Annotated in this window: 16 protein-coding genes; 7 read left to right on the forward strand and 9 right to left on the reverse strand. The window is 60.2% G+C overall.

The window, feature by feature from the left end; all coding sequences use genetic code 11:
- Window position 1: 1 nt before the first annotated feature.
- The 3 genes from RGR602_RS17535 to RGR602_RS17545 form a co-directional block, all read right to left on the reverse strand.
- Entirely contained in the window at window positions 2-958 is a 957-nt protein-coding gene (locus tag RGR602_RS17535; protein WP_039846133.1) for a 2-hydroxyacid dehydrogenase, read from the reverse strand.
- 16 nt (window positions 959-974) lie between these two features.
- Window positions 975-1,997, reverse strand: a complete 1,023-nt coding sequence (locus RGR602_RS17540; RefSeq protein WP_022715909.1) for a LacI family DNA-binding transcriptional regulator — start codon at window positions 1,995-1,997, stop codon at window positions 975-977.
- A gap of 123 nt (window positions 1,998-2,120) precedes the next feature.
- A complete protein-coding gene (locus RGR602_RS17545; RefSeq protein ID WP_039847000.1) occupies window positions 2,121-2,633 on the reverse strand; it encodes a MarR family winged helix-turn-helix transcriptional regulator in 513 nt (170 codons plus the stop codon).
- A gap of 87 nt (window positions 2,634-2,720) precedes the next feature.
- Between RGR602_RS17545 and RGR602_RS17550 the strand changes: the two genes are divergently transcribed.
- The 3 genes from RGR602_RS17550 (at window position 2,721) to RGR602_RS17560 (ending at window position 5,722) form a co-directional block, all read left to right on the forward strand.
- A complete protein-coding gene (locus RGR602_RS17550) occupies window positions 2,721-3,512 on the forward strand; it encodes a creatininase family protein (protein ID WP_039846134.1) in 792 nt (263 codons plus the stop codon).
- Between the two features lie 123 nt (window positions 3,513-3,635).
- On the forward strand, window positions 3,636-4,733 hold the full coding sequence (locus RGR602_RS17555) for a CobW family GTP-binding protein (RefSeq protein ID WP_039847001.1): 1,098 nt from the start codon (window positions 3,636-3,638) through the stop codon (window positions 4,731-4,733).
- Window positions 4,733-5,722, forward strand: a complete 990-nt coding sequence (locus tag RGR602_RS17560) for a WD40 repeat domain-containing protein (protein ID WP_039847002.1) — start codon at window positions 4,733-4,735, stop codon at window positions 5,720-5,722. Before RGR602_RS17555 ends, RGR602_RS17560 begins: the two co-directional genes overlap by 1 nt.
- A 53-nt stretch (window positions 5,723-5,775) precedes the next feature.
- Here the strand turns inward: RGR602_RS17560 and RGR602_RS17565 are convergent, their stop codons facing one another.
- Window positions 5,776-6,786: a serine hydrolase domain-containing protein gene (locus tag RGR602_RS17565; RefSeq protein WP_039847003.1), complete on the reverse strand. Its 1,011-nt coding sequence runs from the start codon at window positions 6,784-6,786 to the stop codon at window positions 5,776-5,778.
- A gap of 151 nt (window positions 6,787-6,937) precedes the next feature.
- On the opposite strand from RGR602_RS17565, the gene RGR602_RS17570 reads away from it, so the two are divergent.
- Window positions 6,938-7,894 (forward strand): NAD-dependent epimerase/dehydratase family protein, encoded by a 957-nt coding sequence (locus tag RGR602_RS17570; RefSeq protein ID WP_039846135.1) that lies wholly within the window; start codon window positions 6,938-6,940, stop codon window positions 7,892-7,894.
- Window positions 7,895-7,934: 40 nt separating this feature from the next.
- Here the strand turns inward: RGR602_RS17570 and RGR602_RS17575 are convergent, their stop codons facing one another.
- Both RGR602_RS17575 and odc2 read right to left on the reverse strand, forming a co-directional pair.
- Window positions 7,935-8,525, reverse strand: a complete 591-nt coding sequence (locus RGR602_RS17575; protein ID WP_039846136.1) for a GNAT family N-acetyltransferase — start codon at window positions 8,523-8,525, stop codon at window positions 7,935-7,937.
- An 88-nt stretch (window positions 8,526-8,613) separates the two neighbouring features.
- Window positions 8,614-9,747, reverse strand: coding sequence for an ornithine/lysine decarboxylase (gene odc2 / locus RGR602_RS17580; protein ID WP_028739747.1), 1,134 nt, complete (start codon window positions 9,745-9,747; stop codon window positions 8,614-8,616).
- 524 nt (window positions 9,748-10,271) lie between these two features.
- Between odc2 and RGR602_RS17585 the strand changes: the two genes are divergently transcribed.
- The 3 genes from RGR602_RS17585 to RGR602_RS17595 all read left to right on the forward strand — a co-directional run bounded on the left by RGR602_RS17585 (window position 10,272) and on the right by RGR602_RS17595 (window position 12,976).
- Entirely contained in the window at window positions 10,272-11,165 is an 894-nt protein-coding gene (locus RGR602_RS17585; RefSeq protein ID WP_022715917.1) for a LysR family transcriptional regulator, read from the forward strand.
- Between the two features lie 102 nt (window positions 11,166-11,267).
- On the forward strand, window positions 11,268-11,909 hold the full coding sequence (locus tag RGR602_RS17590; protein WP_039846137.1) for a DUF1007 family protein: 642 nt from the start codon (window positions 11,268-11,270) through the stop codon (window positions 11,907-11,909).
- Window positions 11,903-12,976, forward strand: coding sequence for a nickel/cobalt transporter (locus tag RGR602_RS17595; protein ID WP_039846138.1), 1,074 nt, complete (start codon window positions 11,903-11,905; stop codon window positions 12,974-12,976). The genes RGR602_RS17590 and RGR602_RS17595 overlap by 7 nt, the downstream gene beginning before the upstream one ends.
- A 4-nt stretch (window positions 12,977-12,980) precedes the next feature.
- Here the strand turns inward: RGR602_RS17595 and RGR602_RS17600 are convergent, their stop codons facing one another.
- From RGR602_RS17600 to RGR602_RS17610, 3 genes are all read right to left on the reverse strand, one after another.
- The gene (locus RGR602_RS17600; protein ID WP_039846139.1) at window positions 12,981-13,187 is read right to left on the reverse strand and encodes a hypothetical protein; all 207 of its coding nucleotides are present in this window, start codon (window positions 13,185-13,187) and stop codon (window positions 12,981-12,983) included.
- The gene (locus RGR602_RS17605) at window positions 13,184-13,876 is read right to left on the reverse strand and encodes a GNAT family N-acetyltransferase (protein WP_039846140.1); all 693 of its coding nucleotides are present in this window, start codon (window positions 13,874-13,876) and stop codon (window positions 13,184-13,186) included. The genes RGR602_RS17600 and RGR602_RS17605 overlap by 4 nt, the downstream gene beginning before the upstream one ends.
- A 64-nt stretch (window positions 13,877-13,940) precedes the next feature.
- Window positions 13,941-14,660, reverse strand: a complete 720-nt coding sequence (locus tag RGR602_RS17610) for a tellurite resistance TerB family protein (RefSeq protein ID WP_039846141.1) — start codon at window positions 14,658-14,660, stop codon at window positions 13,941-13,943.
- Between the last annotated feature and the right edge of the window lie 15 nt (window positions 14,661-14,675).

Genomic DNA, 14,675 nt, shown 5'->3' on the forward strand with positions numbered 1-14,675 from the left:
CTTACCTTGCCGAAGGCGTCTCCGGCACCGCGGTTAGCGGCCTGCCCTTCTCAAACCATTCGATCAGATTGGCGGCAACAAGATCGGCCATCGCGTTGCGCGTCGGGATCGAGGCGGAGGCGACGTGCGGCAGCAGCACCGCATTCGGCAAGCTGAAGAGTTCCGCCGGGACCACCGGCTCGCCGTAGAAGACATCAAGGCCCGCAGCGCCGAGTGCGCCGCTCTTCAGCGCCCAAACGAGCGCTGCTTCATCCACCGTCCAGCCTCGGCCGACATTGATCAGAATGCCATCGGGGCCGAGTGCGGAAAGGATCTCCGCATCGATCGTCTTGTGGGTGTGAGGCGTCTTCGGAACGATCGCAATCAACGTATCGACAGCGTCGGCGAGACCTTTCAGCGTCGGGTGATAATCATAGGCGATATCTGGATGGTTCGTGCGTGTGTGATAGCTGATTTTCACCTTGAACGGTTCGAGGCGCTTGGCGATCTCTTGGCCGATGCGCCCGAGGCCGTAGAGACCAACATGCCTTCCTTTTAAGGAAAAGCGCGATAATGGATAGGCCGAACCCGGCGTCCAGTGGCCCTCACGCAGCCAGTTCTCCGCCCGCGGCAGCTCGCGGACGGTGTTGAGCAGCAGGCCGATCGCCGTATCGGCGACCTCGTCGTTCAATACATCCGGTGTGTTGGTGACGACCACTCCTTTTTCCGCAGCATGCCTGACGTCCACGGCGTCATAGCCGACGCCGAAGCTCGCGATCACCTCAAGGCTCGGCAGCTGATCCATCCAACTGCCGGGAAACGCGCCGCTGACGGCCGCGCCGCGAATGCGGTTTGCGGTTTCAGCGTCGAGTTCCAACGTCTCGCTTTTTTCGACCGCGACAACTTCGAAACGGTCCTTCAAGGTCGCAAGAACACGCTCGTGTATCTTCCCTGGAACGAGAATGGCGATGCGGGACATGGCTTTTCCTCTTGTCTTACTGGCGGGGTCTGTAAGGGCTTGTCGACTGGCGGATGCGCATCTCGGGTTTGATCAGGTGGATGCCGTCCGGCTCGTGACTGCCGGCCAAGCGATCGAGAAGCGCCCGGGCGGCAAGACGGCCGACTTCAGCCTGCCCATTCCAGACCGTCGTCAGCGCCGGTGTCGAGAGCGAGGCTTCCTCGAGATCGTCATAGCCGGTAACCGAGATGTCCTTGCCTGGCACAAGACCGGCACGGGCAATGCCGTTCATGAGCCCGATGGCAACGAGATCGTTCCAGCAGACGGCCGCCGACGGCTTTTGCGGCAGCGACAGGAAATGCACAGCCGCCTCGAACCCGCCCTGCATCGAGCGCGGACCGGGAATGCGCAGGTTGGGATCGACTTCGATCTCCGCCTTGCGCAGCGCATTGACATAGCCCTGATAGCGGTCGCGGCCGGTCGAGGTCTGATCCGTTCCCCCGATCATGGCGATTGAGCGGTGGCCGAGCCCGATCAGGTGATTGGTGGCAAGCGAAATGCCGTAGCTGTCGTCACCGCGATAGGTCGGCAGGTCCATCCCCTCCATCGAACGCGCGACAAGGATCGCCGGCATGCCGTTGGCCTCGGCAAGCTGCATGTCCTCCGGCGGTGTGCCAATTGCGGGCGACATGATGACGCCATCGCCGCCGAGCTGCAGCAGCGTCTCGATGAAAGTGCGCTGCTTCTCGACCGAATCGTAGTGGTTGGACAGGATGAAGGTATGACGGCTGCGATCGAGCTCGCTCTCGATCGCTTTTAGGATTTCCCCGTAGAACGGGTTCATGATGTCGTGCACGACGACGCCGACGATGCCCGAGCGAGACGTACGCAGGCTTGCGGCCCGGCGGTTGTAGATATAGCCGAGCGCGCGCGCCTGTTCCTTGATTTTTTCCCGCGTATTGCCCGCAACGAGCGGGCTGTCGCGTAAGGCTAGCGATACCGTTGCCGTTGAAATGCCGAGTGTTTCGGCAATTGTCGAAAGTTTGATCTTTTGAGCCACGCATCCTCCCCAGGCAACGCGCGAGATGGTGGAGCGCATCGCGGAACCGGAAAAAGAGCGCCCCCTTAAAATGTTTAATTAAAAGATTAAATGCGGAGAGGCAAACCGAATTTTACTCGACCGTCAAATTTCGTCGGGTTCTTCGAACGGCACTGCTTCTGCCTGGAGATTGTTGTCGATCGCCTTTAGAAGGCGCACGAGGTTGCGGATTTCTTTCTCCGAAAAATCAAGCGTAGCCGTCCGATCGCAGGCCGACGCCGCCATCTCGATGGCCTTCACGCTGCCGCGCCCGAGTTCGGTGAGGTAGACCTTCGTCAGTCGCGCATCTTCCGCATCCGGCTTGCGCTCCAGGAAGCCCTGGGCTTCCATGCGGCCGATGGTGCGAGTCATCGTCGGCGCCTTGACTCCGAGTTTCTGAGCAAGGCCGCCTGCCGTCATCCCGTCGGTTTCGGCAAGCGAAAGAATGACGCCGTCCTGGCCGGCGTAAAGGCCGCTTTCAAGCAGACTACGGGAGAGGACCGTGCGCATCGACCGCGCAGCCTGCGTCAAAGCCGGCGAAAGATCTGCAAGCGTATATGCGGTCTGGTCCTTTTTCTTGGACTTGTTTTTCTTGCCGTCTTTGTGCTTCTTCCCCATCGCCATCCCTTTGATCTTTAAGCCGTGACAACGCTGCGTTATGACATTGCGCAGGTTCACGTCATAAACAAGGGGCATTGAAACCGGATGACAGCGCCTGCCCGGAACTTCGCAGACAACGATGCCGCACTTTCGGCCGAAGATCGCCGGAACTGGATCGCGGTTCTGCCGCTCGGCGCGCATGAGCAGCACGGCCCGCACCTTCCTTTCGAAACCGATACGCTGATTGCCGAAGGCATCGTCGAAAGGCTAAAGGCCGCCCTCCCGTCAACATTGCCGGTCACTTTCCTGCCCACAGAACCGGTCGGCTACTCGATCGAACACATGGATGTCGTAGGTACGAGGACGCTGACGTACAGCGAAGCGATCAACCGCTGGCTCGCAATTGCTGGAATGCTGCGCGATCTCGGCTGCCGCAAACTGGTGATGTTGAACGCCCACGGCGGAAATTCACCCTTGATGACAATCGTCGCAACCGAAGCGCGGGTGAAGTTCAACATGCTGGCCGTTGCGACCAGCTGGACCCGTTTCGGCGTGCCGGAAGAGGTGATTTCAGCTGAAAGCAAGGCGATCGACATCCACGGCGGCGATATCGAAACCTCGGTCATGCTGGCACTGCATCCCGGTAGTGTCGCCATGTCCAAGGTTGAGAACTTCGCTTCAAGGCAGCTGGAATTTGCCAGGCGCTTCAAGCATCTACGGGCCTACGGGCCGCACGCCTTCGGCTGGAAGATGCTCGATCTGAACGTCAAAGGCGCGGCCGGAAACGCCGCTGCCGCAACGGTCGAGAAAGGCGAAGCGCTGGTCGGCTATGCGGTTAAGGGGCTGATAGAACTTCTGCAGGATGTGGACGCGTTTGACACATCCGAGCTCAAATAGAGCGATCCGAAAACAATGTGATCTTATAACATTATAAAACCTTTGAACTGACGCGTCCAAATCCTTATATGGAACCGTCCGTTTAAAGCCCCCTTGGCGGCAAGCCCATTCTTCGAGGTTCTCATGACCGACGCAATTTCGATTCAGCACAAGCCCATCCCCGTCACCGTGCTCACCGGCTATCTCGGCGCCGGCAAGACGACGCTGCTTAACCGCATCCTGTCCGAAAACCACGGCAAGAAATACGCGGTCATCGTCAACGAATTCGGCGAGATCGGCATCGACAACGACCTGATTGTCGAGTCGGACGAGGAAATCTACGAGATGAACAACGGCTGCGTCTGCTGTACTGTGCGCGGCGACCTGATCCGCGTCGTCGAGGGCCTGATGCGTCGCCCCGGACGCTTCGACGGCATCATCGTCGAGACGACCGGACTTGCCGATCCGGTGCCGGTCGCCCAGACCTTCTTCATGGATGACGACGTGCGAGCCAAGACGGAACTCGACGCCGTCGTCGCCCTTGTCGATGCCAAGCACCTGCCGCTGCGCCTGAAGGACAGTCGCGAGGCCGAAGACCAGATTGCCTTTGCCGACGTCATCCTCATCAACAAGACTGATCTCGTCTCGCCGGAAGAACTGGCGCAGATCGAGGATATCGTCCGGGCCATCAACCCGTCGGCTCGCGTCTACAAGACGAGCCGCTCCGGCGTCGATCTCGCCCGCGTGCTCGATCAGGGCGCTTTCAACCTTGAACGCGCGCTGGAAAACGACCCGCACTTCCTGGAGCAGGATCACGACGATCACGTCTGTGGCCCGGATTGCGATCACGACCACCATCACCATGGTCATGATCATGATCACCACCACCATGATCATGACCATGGCCATCATCACCACGGTGCGGTGTCGCCGATCCACGACGTGACGGTGCAATCGGTGTCGCTCCGCGGCGGCGAGATGAACCCCGAGCGCTTCTTCCCCTGGATCCAGAAAATCACCCAGACGCAGGGTCCGAACATCCTGCGCCTTAAAGGCATCATTGCCTTCAAGGACGATGCCGAGCGTTATGTCGTCCAGGGCGTGCACATGATCGTCGAGGGCGACCACCAGCGTCCCTGGAAGGATGGCGAGAAGCATGAAACGCGGCTCGTCTTCATCGGCCGCGAACTCGACCGCGAAAAGCTCGAAGCCTCCTTCAAGGCATGCGAGGCCGCGGCCTGATGCCAACAGTCGCCCCGCTTGATCTCGACGGCCACATTCTGGCCGTCGAATTTTTAGGTGATGTCCCCTTCTTCGCGAATGCCACCGGCACGCTTCACCGGCTGGATGGCGGCGAGAAGGTTTGCGAAGCCCATCAGGGCATGCTCACCTGCATCCGCGATCCCTATAGCGAAAGCCTGATTTCCGGCGGCGAAGATGGCAAGGTGTTGCGCATTGCGGCCGACGCCGGCGTCAGCGAGATCGCTAACGTGCCGCGCAAATGGATTTCGCAGGTGGCGGCCGGCCCGCAAGGTGCCGTCGCCTATGCCTATGGAAAGAGCGCCTTCGTTCGTCTTTCGAATGGTGACATCAAGGAATTCACCGAGGAGCGGACGGTCGAAGGCCTTGCCTTTGCACCGAAAGGCATGCGCATCGCTGCAGCGCGCTACAACGGAGTATCGCTGCACTGGGTTGGCATGAACGCAAAGCCGGTCGATCTGGAATGGAAGGGCGCGCATACGGGTGTCACATTCTCGCCCGACGGCAATTTCCTCGTGACCGCCATGCAGGAAAACGCCCTGCACGGATGGAAGCTTGACGCCAAGCCGGGGGCTGAGGCGCGTCACATGCGCATGACCGGTTATCCGGCCAAGGTGAAGTCGCTTTCCTGGTCCGCCAAGGGCAAGTGGCTCGCCTCATCTGGCGCGCCAGCAGCGATCGTCTGGCCCTTCCAGGGCAAGGACGGCCCGATGGGCAAGGCGCCGCTGGAGCTCGGCACGCGCGCCAACATCATGGCGACCGCGGTCAAATTCCATCCGGCTGAGGACATCCTTGCAATCGGTTTCATCGACGGCATGATCCTTGCCGTGCGGATTGCAGACAGTAAAGAGGCGCTGATCCGCCGCCCCGGCAAGGGCGCTATCACCGCGATGAGCTGGAGCAAGAACGGCAAGCTGCTGGCCTTCGCCTCGGAAGCAGGCGACTGCGGCGTCGTCGATATCTCTGCCTGACCGCTCAAACTCTTCCGATGGGGATGGCTGAGTGCCTTCGCCATCCCTTCCGGTCAGGATGTCCGGGCATTTTCGACAATCTCGCCCAGCACGCCGTGCAAGGCATCGCGGTAGCCGTTGCGGGCCGATGGTCCGCTTTCCTGCGAGGTCATTACCACGGTCAGATTGAGCGACGGCACGATGTAGAGCATCTGCCCACCGTAGCCCCAGGCGAAATGCACGTCCTCGCCGCCGAGATTGCGCTCAAACCATCCGTAGCCATAGGCATCGCCCGAGAAGCGCGAGTTGGTGCGCGGCTGCCAGGACGCGGCAATCCACTCGGCTGGAACGACTTGTCGCCCCTCCCGCGTCTTGCCGCCGTTGCGATAGAGCTCGCCAAAAGCAAGCAACGAGCGGGCGCTCATGGCCATCTGGTTTCCGCCGAGATAGATGCCCTGTGGGTCGCGCTCCCAGGCGCCGATCCGAAAGCCTTCGACTGGCCTGAGCCATTCCCTTGCCAGGGCAAGGGTTGTCTTGCCGCTCGCCTTCGTCAGGATTGCAGACAGGAGATGTGTCGAGGCGGTCGAGTACAGCATTCGGCCCCCGGGCTCATCGTCGAAGGGTTGCGAGAGTGCAAAACGCACCCAGTTTCGGCTTGCAACCCAGCGTCCGTAGTTCGGTCCCGACATACGGCCCAACCCCGCCTGCATGGACAGCAGGTTTCCGATGGTGACCTCGTTCAGCCGCGGATCGGGTGATTGCGGCAGATCCGCCTTCAGGATCGGGGCAATCTTCTGGTCCGGTCCTTCGAGCACACCCTTGCTGATGGCGATGCCGACAAGGGCGGAGATGATCGCTTTCGAAGCGGACTTGATATTGGTCGATTCTGACGCGGTATGTCCGCGATAGCCGCGCTCGGCAACAATCTTTCCGTCCCGGGAAATGATGATGGTTTTCAGCGATTTCAGTTCCTCGCGGGAAGCGAAGTTGTCGAGCAGCGACGCAAGGCGATCGTTTTCCTGCTGGGCTGAGACCGGCGCAGCGGAAAGGAAAAGGGCAAACCATATGAGGAAGGCTCTGGTCATCGCCATGAGCTAGCGCAATCCCAAGCAGAATTCATCCGTCCGAAGTGCCGATTCACGCGGACGTGAAAGTTTATGATCCGGCTTGTCCTATCGACCGGGCGCCCAACATACTGGCCGGACCAGCTCAACACACGGCAGGAGCGTAGAAACGATGGCACGCGTAATCGTGATCGGAGCAACTGGCCATGTCGGCACATATCTCGTCCCGCGTCTTGTCGAGGCGGGGCATGACGTCGTTGCAATCAGCCGCGGCAAAGCGGACCCCTATCGTCCCCACGCAACATGGCAGAGCGTCGAACGGCAAAAGATGGATCGGGCGCAGATGGAGGAGGAAGGCAGCTTCGGCCCCGCCGTCCGCGCACTGAGGCCCGATATCGTCATCGACATGATCTGCTTCACGTTGGAGAGCGCACGCCACCTGGCGGGAGTACTGGATGGCCATGTCGGTCATTTCCTGCACACCGGCACCATCTGGACGCACGGCCATTCCATTTCGGTTCCAACGCGCGAGGATGCCCCGAAAACGCCTTTTGGAGACTATGGCGAGCAGAAGAAGGCAATCGAGGACTATCTTCTAGGCGAGGCACGACGGAGGGCCTTTCCCGCAACCCTCATCCATCCCGGCCATATCGTTGGACCGGGCTGGCCTCCACTCAACCCCGCCGGACATTTCAACATTTCCGTCTTTTCGACGATTGCGCGCGGCGAGACGCTGAGATTGCCGAATCTCGGTTTGGAGACCGTTCATCATGTTCACGCTGACGATGTCGCAGGTATGTTCATGGCAGCGATCAGCAATTGGCGGGCGTCAACCGGAGAAAGCTTCCACGCGGTTTCCGACCAGGCACTGACGTTGAGAGGATATGCCGAAGCGATGTTTCGCTGGTTCGGTCATGAGCCGAAGCTTGAGTTTTTCCCCTATGACGAATGGTCGAAAATGGAAAGCGCCGAGGACGCAAGGGCGACGTGGGAGCACATCGCCCGGAGCCCGAATTGCTCAATGGAGAAGGCAAGGCGTCTGCTGGGGTTCACGCCGCGCCACAGCTCCCTCCAGGCTGTGCAGGAGTCGGCCCAGTGGCTTGTCGCGCAAGGACGCATAAGGGCTTAATAGAAAAAACCCCTCCCGTTTCAGGGAGAGGCTTGACCCGTCAGGCAGCCTTCCGGAGCGGCGCCTTGGCCAGCATGCGCCCCGATGGAACAATCATGCCGGCTGCGCCGTCAAGCCAGCCTTCCGTCAACTCCAGCGCCAGGAAGCGCGAGCGTTCGAACGGGCCGGGCATGACGAGATGGCAAGCCTTCTCGGCAAAGAAGCCGAAGCGCTCGTAATAGGCGGCATCTCCGACGAGCAGGATCGCGCCATGTCCGCGGTTCTTGGCCTCGAGAATGGCCGCACGCATCACCGCCGAACCGACACCCTTGCCCTCAAAGGTCGGATCGACGGCCAAAGGGCCGAGCAGCAAGGCATTGATCGACGTACCGTCGGCGTTGACGCCAGCTTCGATGTTCCAGAGGCGGACGGTGCCGATGACATGGCCGTCGCGGTCACGCGCGACAAGTGCCAAGCCTTCTGCCGGGATGCGGCCGCGCCGGATCTTCTCCGACGACTTCTTGCGGCGGTTCGGACCCATGGCGCGATCGAGCAGGTTCTCGCGCGGTACGACATCCGACGGATTCTCGGAATCGATGGTGAAGATGGAGGGCGCAAAGAATGCGCGGACAGAATCAAGAACAGCGGCCATCTTGGCCTCCCGAACTCAAAACCGTTTCAGACGGTGTCGAAAGGAAATTGTGAAGGTGCCGCCCCGATTGGCTACGGGGCCGGCTGGATCAGATGACGTAGGCCTTCAGCGGCTCAAAGCCATTAAAAGCAACCGCCGAATAGGTTGTGGTATAGGCACCGGTGCCTTCGATTAGAACCTCGTCACCGATGGTGAGGCTCACCGGCAGCGGGTAGAGGTTCTTTTCGTAGAGCACGTCGGCCGAATCGCAGGTCGGGCCGGCGATGACGCAGGGCTCCATCTTGTCGCCGTCGCGTTCGGTGCGGATCGGGTAGCGGATGGCCTCATCCATCGTTTCGGCGAGACCGCCGAACTTGCCGATGTCGAGGAATACCCAGCGCGCCGTGTCGTTGTCCGACTTCTTCGAGACAAGCACCACTTCAGCCTTGATGACGCCGGCATTGCCGACCATACCGCGGCCCGGCTCGATGATCGTCTTCGGGATCTGGTTGCCGAAGTGATCGCGCAGGCTCTGGTAGATCGAACGGCCATAAGCCTCGGCCGACGGAACGTCACGAAGGTATTTCGTCGGGAAGCCGCCACCCATGTTGACCATCTGCAGATGGATGCCCTGCTTGGCAAGCTGCACGAAAACGCGCTTGGCATCGGCAAGAGCCGAATCCCAAGCATCGACCTTGGTCATCTGCGAACCGACATGGAACGAGACGCCATAGGATTCGAGCCCGAGCTGATGGGCATAGACAAGAACATCGACAGCCATCTGCGGGACGCAGCCAAACTTGCGCGACAGCGGCCATTCGGCGCCTTCGCCATCCGTAAGCACGCGGCAGAACACGCGGGCGCCGGGAGCGGCGCGCGAGATCTTCTCGACTTCCTCGTGGCTGTCGACCGCAAAGAGGCTGACGCCGAGCGCACAGGCGCGGGCGACGTCGCGCTCCTTCTTGATCGTATTGCCGTAGGAGATGCGGGCAGCGGTCGCACCGGCATCCAGGGCCATTTCGATTTCAGCGACAGACGCGCAATCGAAATTGGAGCCGAGGGAAGCCAGCAGCTTCAGCACTTCCGGAGCCGGGTTTGCCTTGACAGCATAGTAGATCGCGCTGTCCGGCATCGCATGACGGAAGGCGTTGAAATTGTCGCGCACGACGTCGAGGTCGACCACGAGGCAGGGACCGTCGGGACGTCGGGTTGCGAGAAAGTCGCGGATGCGCTGGGTGGTCATATCGATTCCCTCTTCCAATTCCAGAGCTCCGGCAAAAACCGGAGGACAAAGGGCATACGAATGCTCGCATTGGAACCAGCCGGTGGAGACCCCGGAACCATAGCAAGCGCTCGATGCGCAAATTTTGAACCAACGCCACGACAGCGGCATAGTTCGGCTTTGTCTGCCATGGATTGGAGGGAAAATCCCAACCGCACTTCCGGCAATGAAGGTGTGCCTCTTCAGTAACCCCGGCTGATGGAAAGCCGGAAGACACCAGAAAGGCCCGCACCGTCGTTGCTTAGGCGTCCTCGCATTTCCCGGTTGGCCGGAATAGCGACTGGAGGGGTTAGTTCCAGGTACCTTACCGATGACCTCACCTAATCGAGGGTCGGCGGACACCCATGGGCACGTGCGACTTTGGGCTGAGGACGAGATAAGAATATTCGCAGTCATAATCAAGAATTTTTTTGCCCCTCGCTAAAAAAATAAATTGAACAGCCGCGCTCAATTTGTTCAATCTTTCGCACCAACGGGAGATGGCCATGGACACACTGACGCGCATACGCGCCTTCATCGATGTCGTTGAAGCGGAAGGTTTTTCCGCCGCAGCGCGGCGCACCGGCCGCTCCAAGGCGCTGCTTTCCAAATATGTGCGCGAGCTGGAAGACGAGTTGGGTGCCCTGCTGCTCAATCGCACCACCCGGCAGTTTTCGATGACCGAGGCTGGGCATACTTATTACCGCACCGCCTCCGACATCCTGAAGGAGATCGACAACCTCGCCGATCTGGTCCGCGAGAACAACGCGCAGCTCAAAGGCCGGCTGAAGATCTCGGTGCCGCGCACCTTTGTCGATGCCGACGTCGGTCAGTCGTTGATCGATTTTGCCAAGGAGAACCCGGACCTGCAGCTGGAAATCGCCGCAGACGACCGGTTCGTCGATCTGATCGAAGAAGGTTTCGACCTGGCGATCCGCGTCACGAAGCTAGAAGATTCGGGAATGATCGCGCGAAAGATCTCGGATTTCCGCGTCCACGTCTGCGCCACGCCGGAGTTTCTCGAGCGCTATCCGAACCTCGAACATCCGACGGACATTTCCAACGTTCCCTTCATCGTGGATACGAACTCGCGCACGCAGGCAAGCGTCCGTTTCTACAATCCGGACAGCACGTCCTTCGCCGTCGCGGTTTCCGGACCGATCGAGGTGAACAGCCCGCATGCGACGTTGCGCGCAGCTCTTTCCGGCATCGGCATTGCGGTCATCCCGGACTTCATCGCTCGCAAGCCGATCGAGGACGGCCGGCTCGTGACGCTATTCAACGACTATATACCGACCGATCGCGGGATTTATGCCGTTTATCCGCATCGGCGCTACTTGCCGGCAAAGGTCCGCATCTTCGTGGATTACCTCCATGCTTGGTTCAAGAAGCAGGCTTGAAGCCGGCCTGATTCACTTTGCCACCTTGAGGCCGGTCCCAATTCCGTCCCATTCTCCGGCAAGAAGACACCAACCGATTTGGGCAGAGCGGTAACCCGACACATGAAAAAATCCACTTACCTGATGGCGGCGCTGATCTTGCTTGCGCCGGCCGCGGCCATGGCACACCCGCATATTTTCGTGGAAGCGCGGCTCGAAGTCGTGGCAGCGCCCGACGGGAGCGTTCAGGAGTTGCGAAACGTCTGGCGTTTCGACGAGGTGTTCTCCTCCTCCGTCGTCATGGATTTCGACAAGAACACCGATCTGAAGCTGGAGCCGAACGAGCTCGCCGAAGTCGGCAAGACTGTCCGCGAGTCGCTCTCGGACTACGACTACTACATGAATCTGACGATCGACGGAAAGAACGTGACCGTGCAGAAGCCGGACATCATTCACGTCGACTACAAGGAAGGCCAGCTTCTAATGTTCTTCGCGGTAAAGCCCTCGGAGAAGATGCCGCTGAAGGGCAAACTCACCTTCGGCGTCTACGACCCCACGCTCTACACCTCGATCGACTTCCCGACGGACAAGGAGCTGGGAACAGTCGGCGACGGCTTCAAGAACTGCAAGAATGATGTGCTGCGGCCGGACGCCGATCAGGTGATTTCTCAAAACAAGCAGTCGCTGACCGATGCCTTCTTCAACGATCCGACCGGCACGGACATGTCCAAGCTCTTTGCCACCCGGCTGGAGGTTTCATGCTGAAACGGAACGCTTTGCTGTTCCTTCCAACGGTCGCATTCGCGCTGCTTGCGCTGATGAATGTGGCGCATGCGCAATCGCCGCTCGGGATTGGAACTGCGGAGCCGAGTTTCCAGCCGACAGGCGGACCGCTGGCGCCGCTGCTTGCCTACATCAATTACGAACAGCAGGCCTTCTACCGCGCGCTGACGGACGCCTTGAAGGCAATGCGTGAAGACCCGTGGCAGCTGGCCTCGCTGATCGGCCTTTCCTTCGCCTATGGCGTCTTCCATGCGGCCGGTCCTGGGCATGGCAAGGCGGTGATCTCCTCCTATATGATCGCCAACGAAATCGAGCTGAAGCGCGGCGTAGTGATCTCCTTCATCTCAGCCTTCATTCAAGGTGCAGTGGCAGTGGCGCTCGTCGGAGGTGCCTGGCTCATCCTGCGTGGCAGCGGCATAACGCTGACGCAGGCGACGAATGCGATGGAGATCACAAGCTTCGTCATGGTCATCGCCTTCGGTGGCTGGCTGCTCTTTCGCAAATTGCGTTCGATGATCAGCGGCCTGCCAAAGCGTGAAGTCGTGGAGACCTCTGCCGGTCCGGTCAGCATGATGCTCGACTGGAAGGACAATGAAAGCCGCAGGCAAGCTTATGCCTTCGGCGAGAAGCAGGCACGCAAGGCGGGACATAACTTCATCACCGGAATGGCCTGCGAAACCTGCGGCCGCTCTCATGCGCCGGACCCGTCGCTGCTGGGCGGCGACAGTTTCAGTGTCCGGGAAGCCTGGTCTGCGATCGTAGCTGTCGGCCTTCGCCCCTGCTCCGGCGCGCTGCTCGTCATGACCTTTTCGCTGCTGAACGGCCTTTATCTCGGCGGTATTCTTTCTGTGCTCGCCATGTCGCTTGGCACGGCCATCACCGTCGCCATCCTCGCGATCCTTGCCGTCACCGCCAAGGGCACCGCCGTCCGCATCTGCGGCCATGGCTCAGCGAGATCGATCTGGATTGGCAACGCGATCGAAATTTTGGGCGCCGTCCTGGTGATTTGCATGGGCGTGCTGCTGCTAGGCGCCTCGCTTCAGGGGTAGGCTCTTATTTCCCCCTGCCTCGCTGATAGTGCGCCCTCAGCCAGAATATCGCGAAGAAGCCGAGCAGCAGCGCCGCGCCGGCAATGACCGCAAGCGCGGGAGAATAGCTGCCGATCCAAAGAACGAGCGTCGGCAGGAAATAGATCACCAGTCCCGCGCAAATGAGGATGGTCGCGGCGGCGATCGCCTGAGCACGGCTTTCGGGGCTCATGCGAACCTTTCCTTTTCAAGATCGGAACGGATATCCTGCAGGCGCCGGCGCTGCTTGCCTTGGGCGTCGAAGTTCTCCGGCGAAAGCCAGGTCTCGAAAGCTTCGCTGATCAGCGGCCACTCGCTGTCGATCATCGAGAACCAAGCCGTGTCGCGGTTGCGGCGCTTGGAGATCATATGCTGACGAAAGACACCTTCGAACTTGAAGCCGTAGCGCGCGGCCGTCGTCTTGCTGGCCTCGTTGTTGTTGTCGCACTTCCATTCGTAGCGCCGGTACCCGAGGTCTTCGAAGACGTGCTTGGCCATCAGGTAATGCGCTTCGGTGGAAAGCGGCGAACGCTTCATATCCGGTCCGTGCGCCACGCCGCCGATTTCGACCACGCCGTTGGCTGGGTCGGCACGCATATAATTGGCCATGCCGACGATCCTGCCGGTGGAGGTGTCGCGGAAGATGTGGGTGAGCCAGCCGGACTTGGTATAGGCGTCCTCAAGCCACTTGGCGAAATCGTCGATGCCGGCAAAATCGTCCTGCGCGAAGTAGAGAAGCAGCGGGTTGATGCCCATGGCGCCGAGGCCGTCCCAGAGCGCCTGAAGGTGCTCCGCGCGAACATAGGGCTCGACCGTCACGTAGCGCCCTTTCAGTGTGACATAATCAGGTGCCGGCACCTTGAAATTCGATAGATCGCTCATGCTCACTCCTCTCGTCGGAAGAGTGGATAGGCCAGCCGCCCTAGAAAGGCAACCAGCCTGCATGTCACCGTGACAAGGAAAGCTTGGCGGAGGAAACCGTTGCTTCGATGTGGTCCACAAGCGCATCGGCAAGGCCAAGACGGCCGGCAAGAAGATCGAGATAGCCGCGTTCGGCCCGCGAGTCCGGCTCGATCGTCAGGCGCGAAGCCGTATAGAGCTCGACCTTCTGTTCCTCCGTAGTAGCGGCGGCGACCAGCGCGTCGAGATCAGTCGGCGAGGCAAGCTCGTGCTCGATGAAGGACGCGGCTTCGCCGCTGACGTCGGCGGCCTTTATCTTATCCATGACATGCGCTCGCTCGGCGTCGTCGATATGCCCGTCGGCTTTGGCCGCCGCGATCATGGCGCGGATCAGCACGAGGGCAAATTCGTTGCTGCCAGCAGGCGAAGCCGGACCGAAACCTGAATCGGCGGGTGCCGGCAAAAGAACCGGCGTCGAGGGCGGAGGGGCATCCGAAGGCGTAGCAGGTGCCTGGCCCGCCTGGTAATTCTTATAGGCCTGATAGCCGAGGCCGGCGATAGCTGCGAGCCCGCCGATTGCCAGCGCGTTGCCGGCAATATTGCGGCCCGTCTTTGTTCCGAGAAACACAGTCGCCAGCGCTCCGGCCTTCCACGGATTATCCTTGGCCAACTGGACGGCATCGCCGGCCCGGTTGCGGACACTTCCGCCGACGCCCGGTATTTGCGATCCAAGGAACTGGTCAAGAAGCTTCTTCGCGTCGAACATCCTTCATCGTCTCCC

Source organism: Rhizobium gallicum bv. gallicum R602sp (assembly GCF_000816845.1).
GTDB classification, from domain to species: domain Bacteria; phylum Pseudomonadota; class Alphaproteobacteria; order Rhizobiales; family Rhizobiaceae; genus Rhizobium; species Rhizobium gallicum.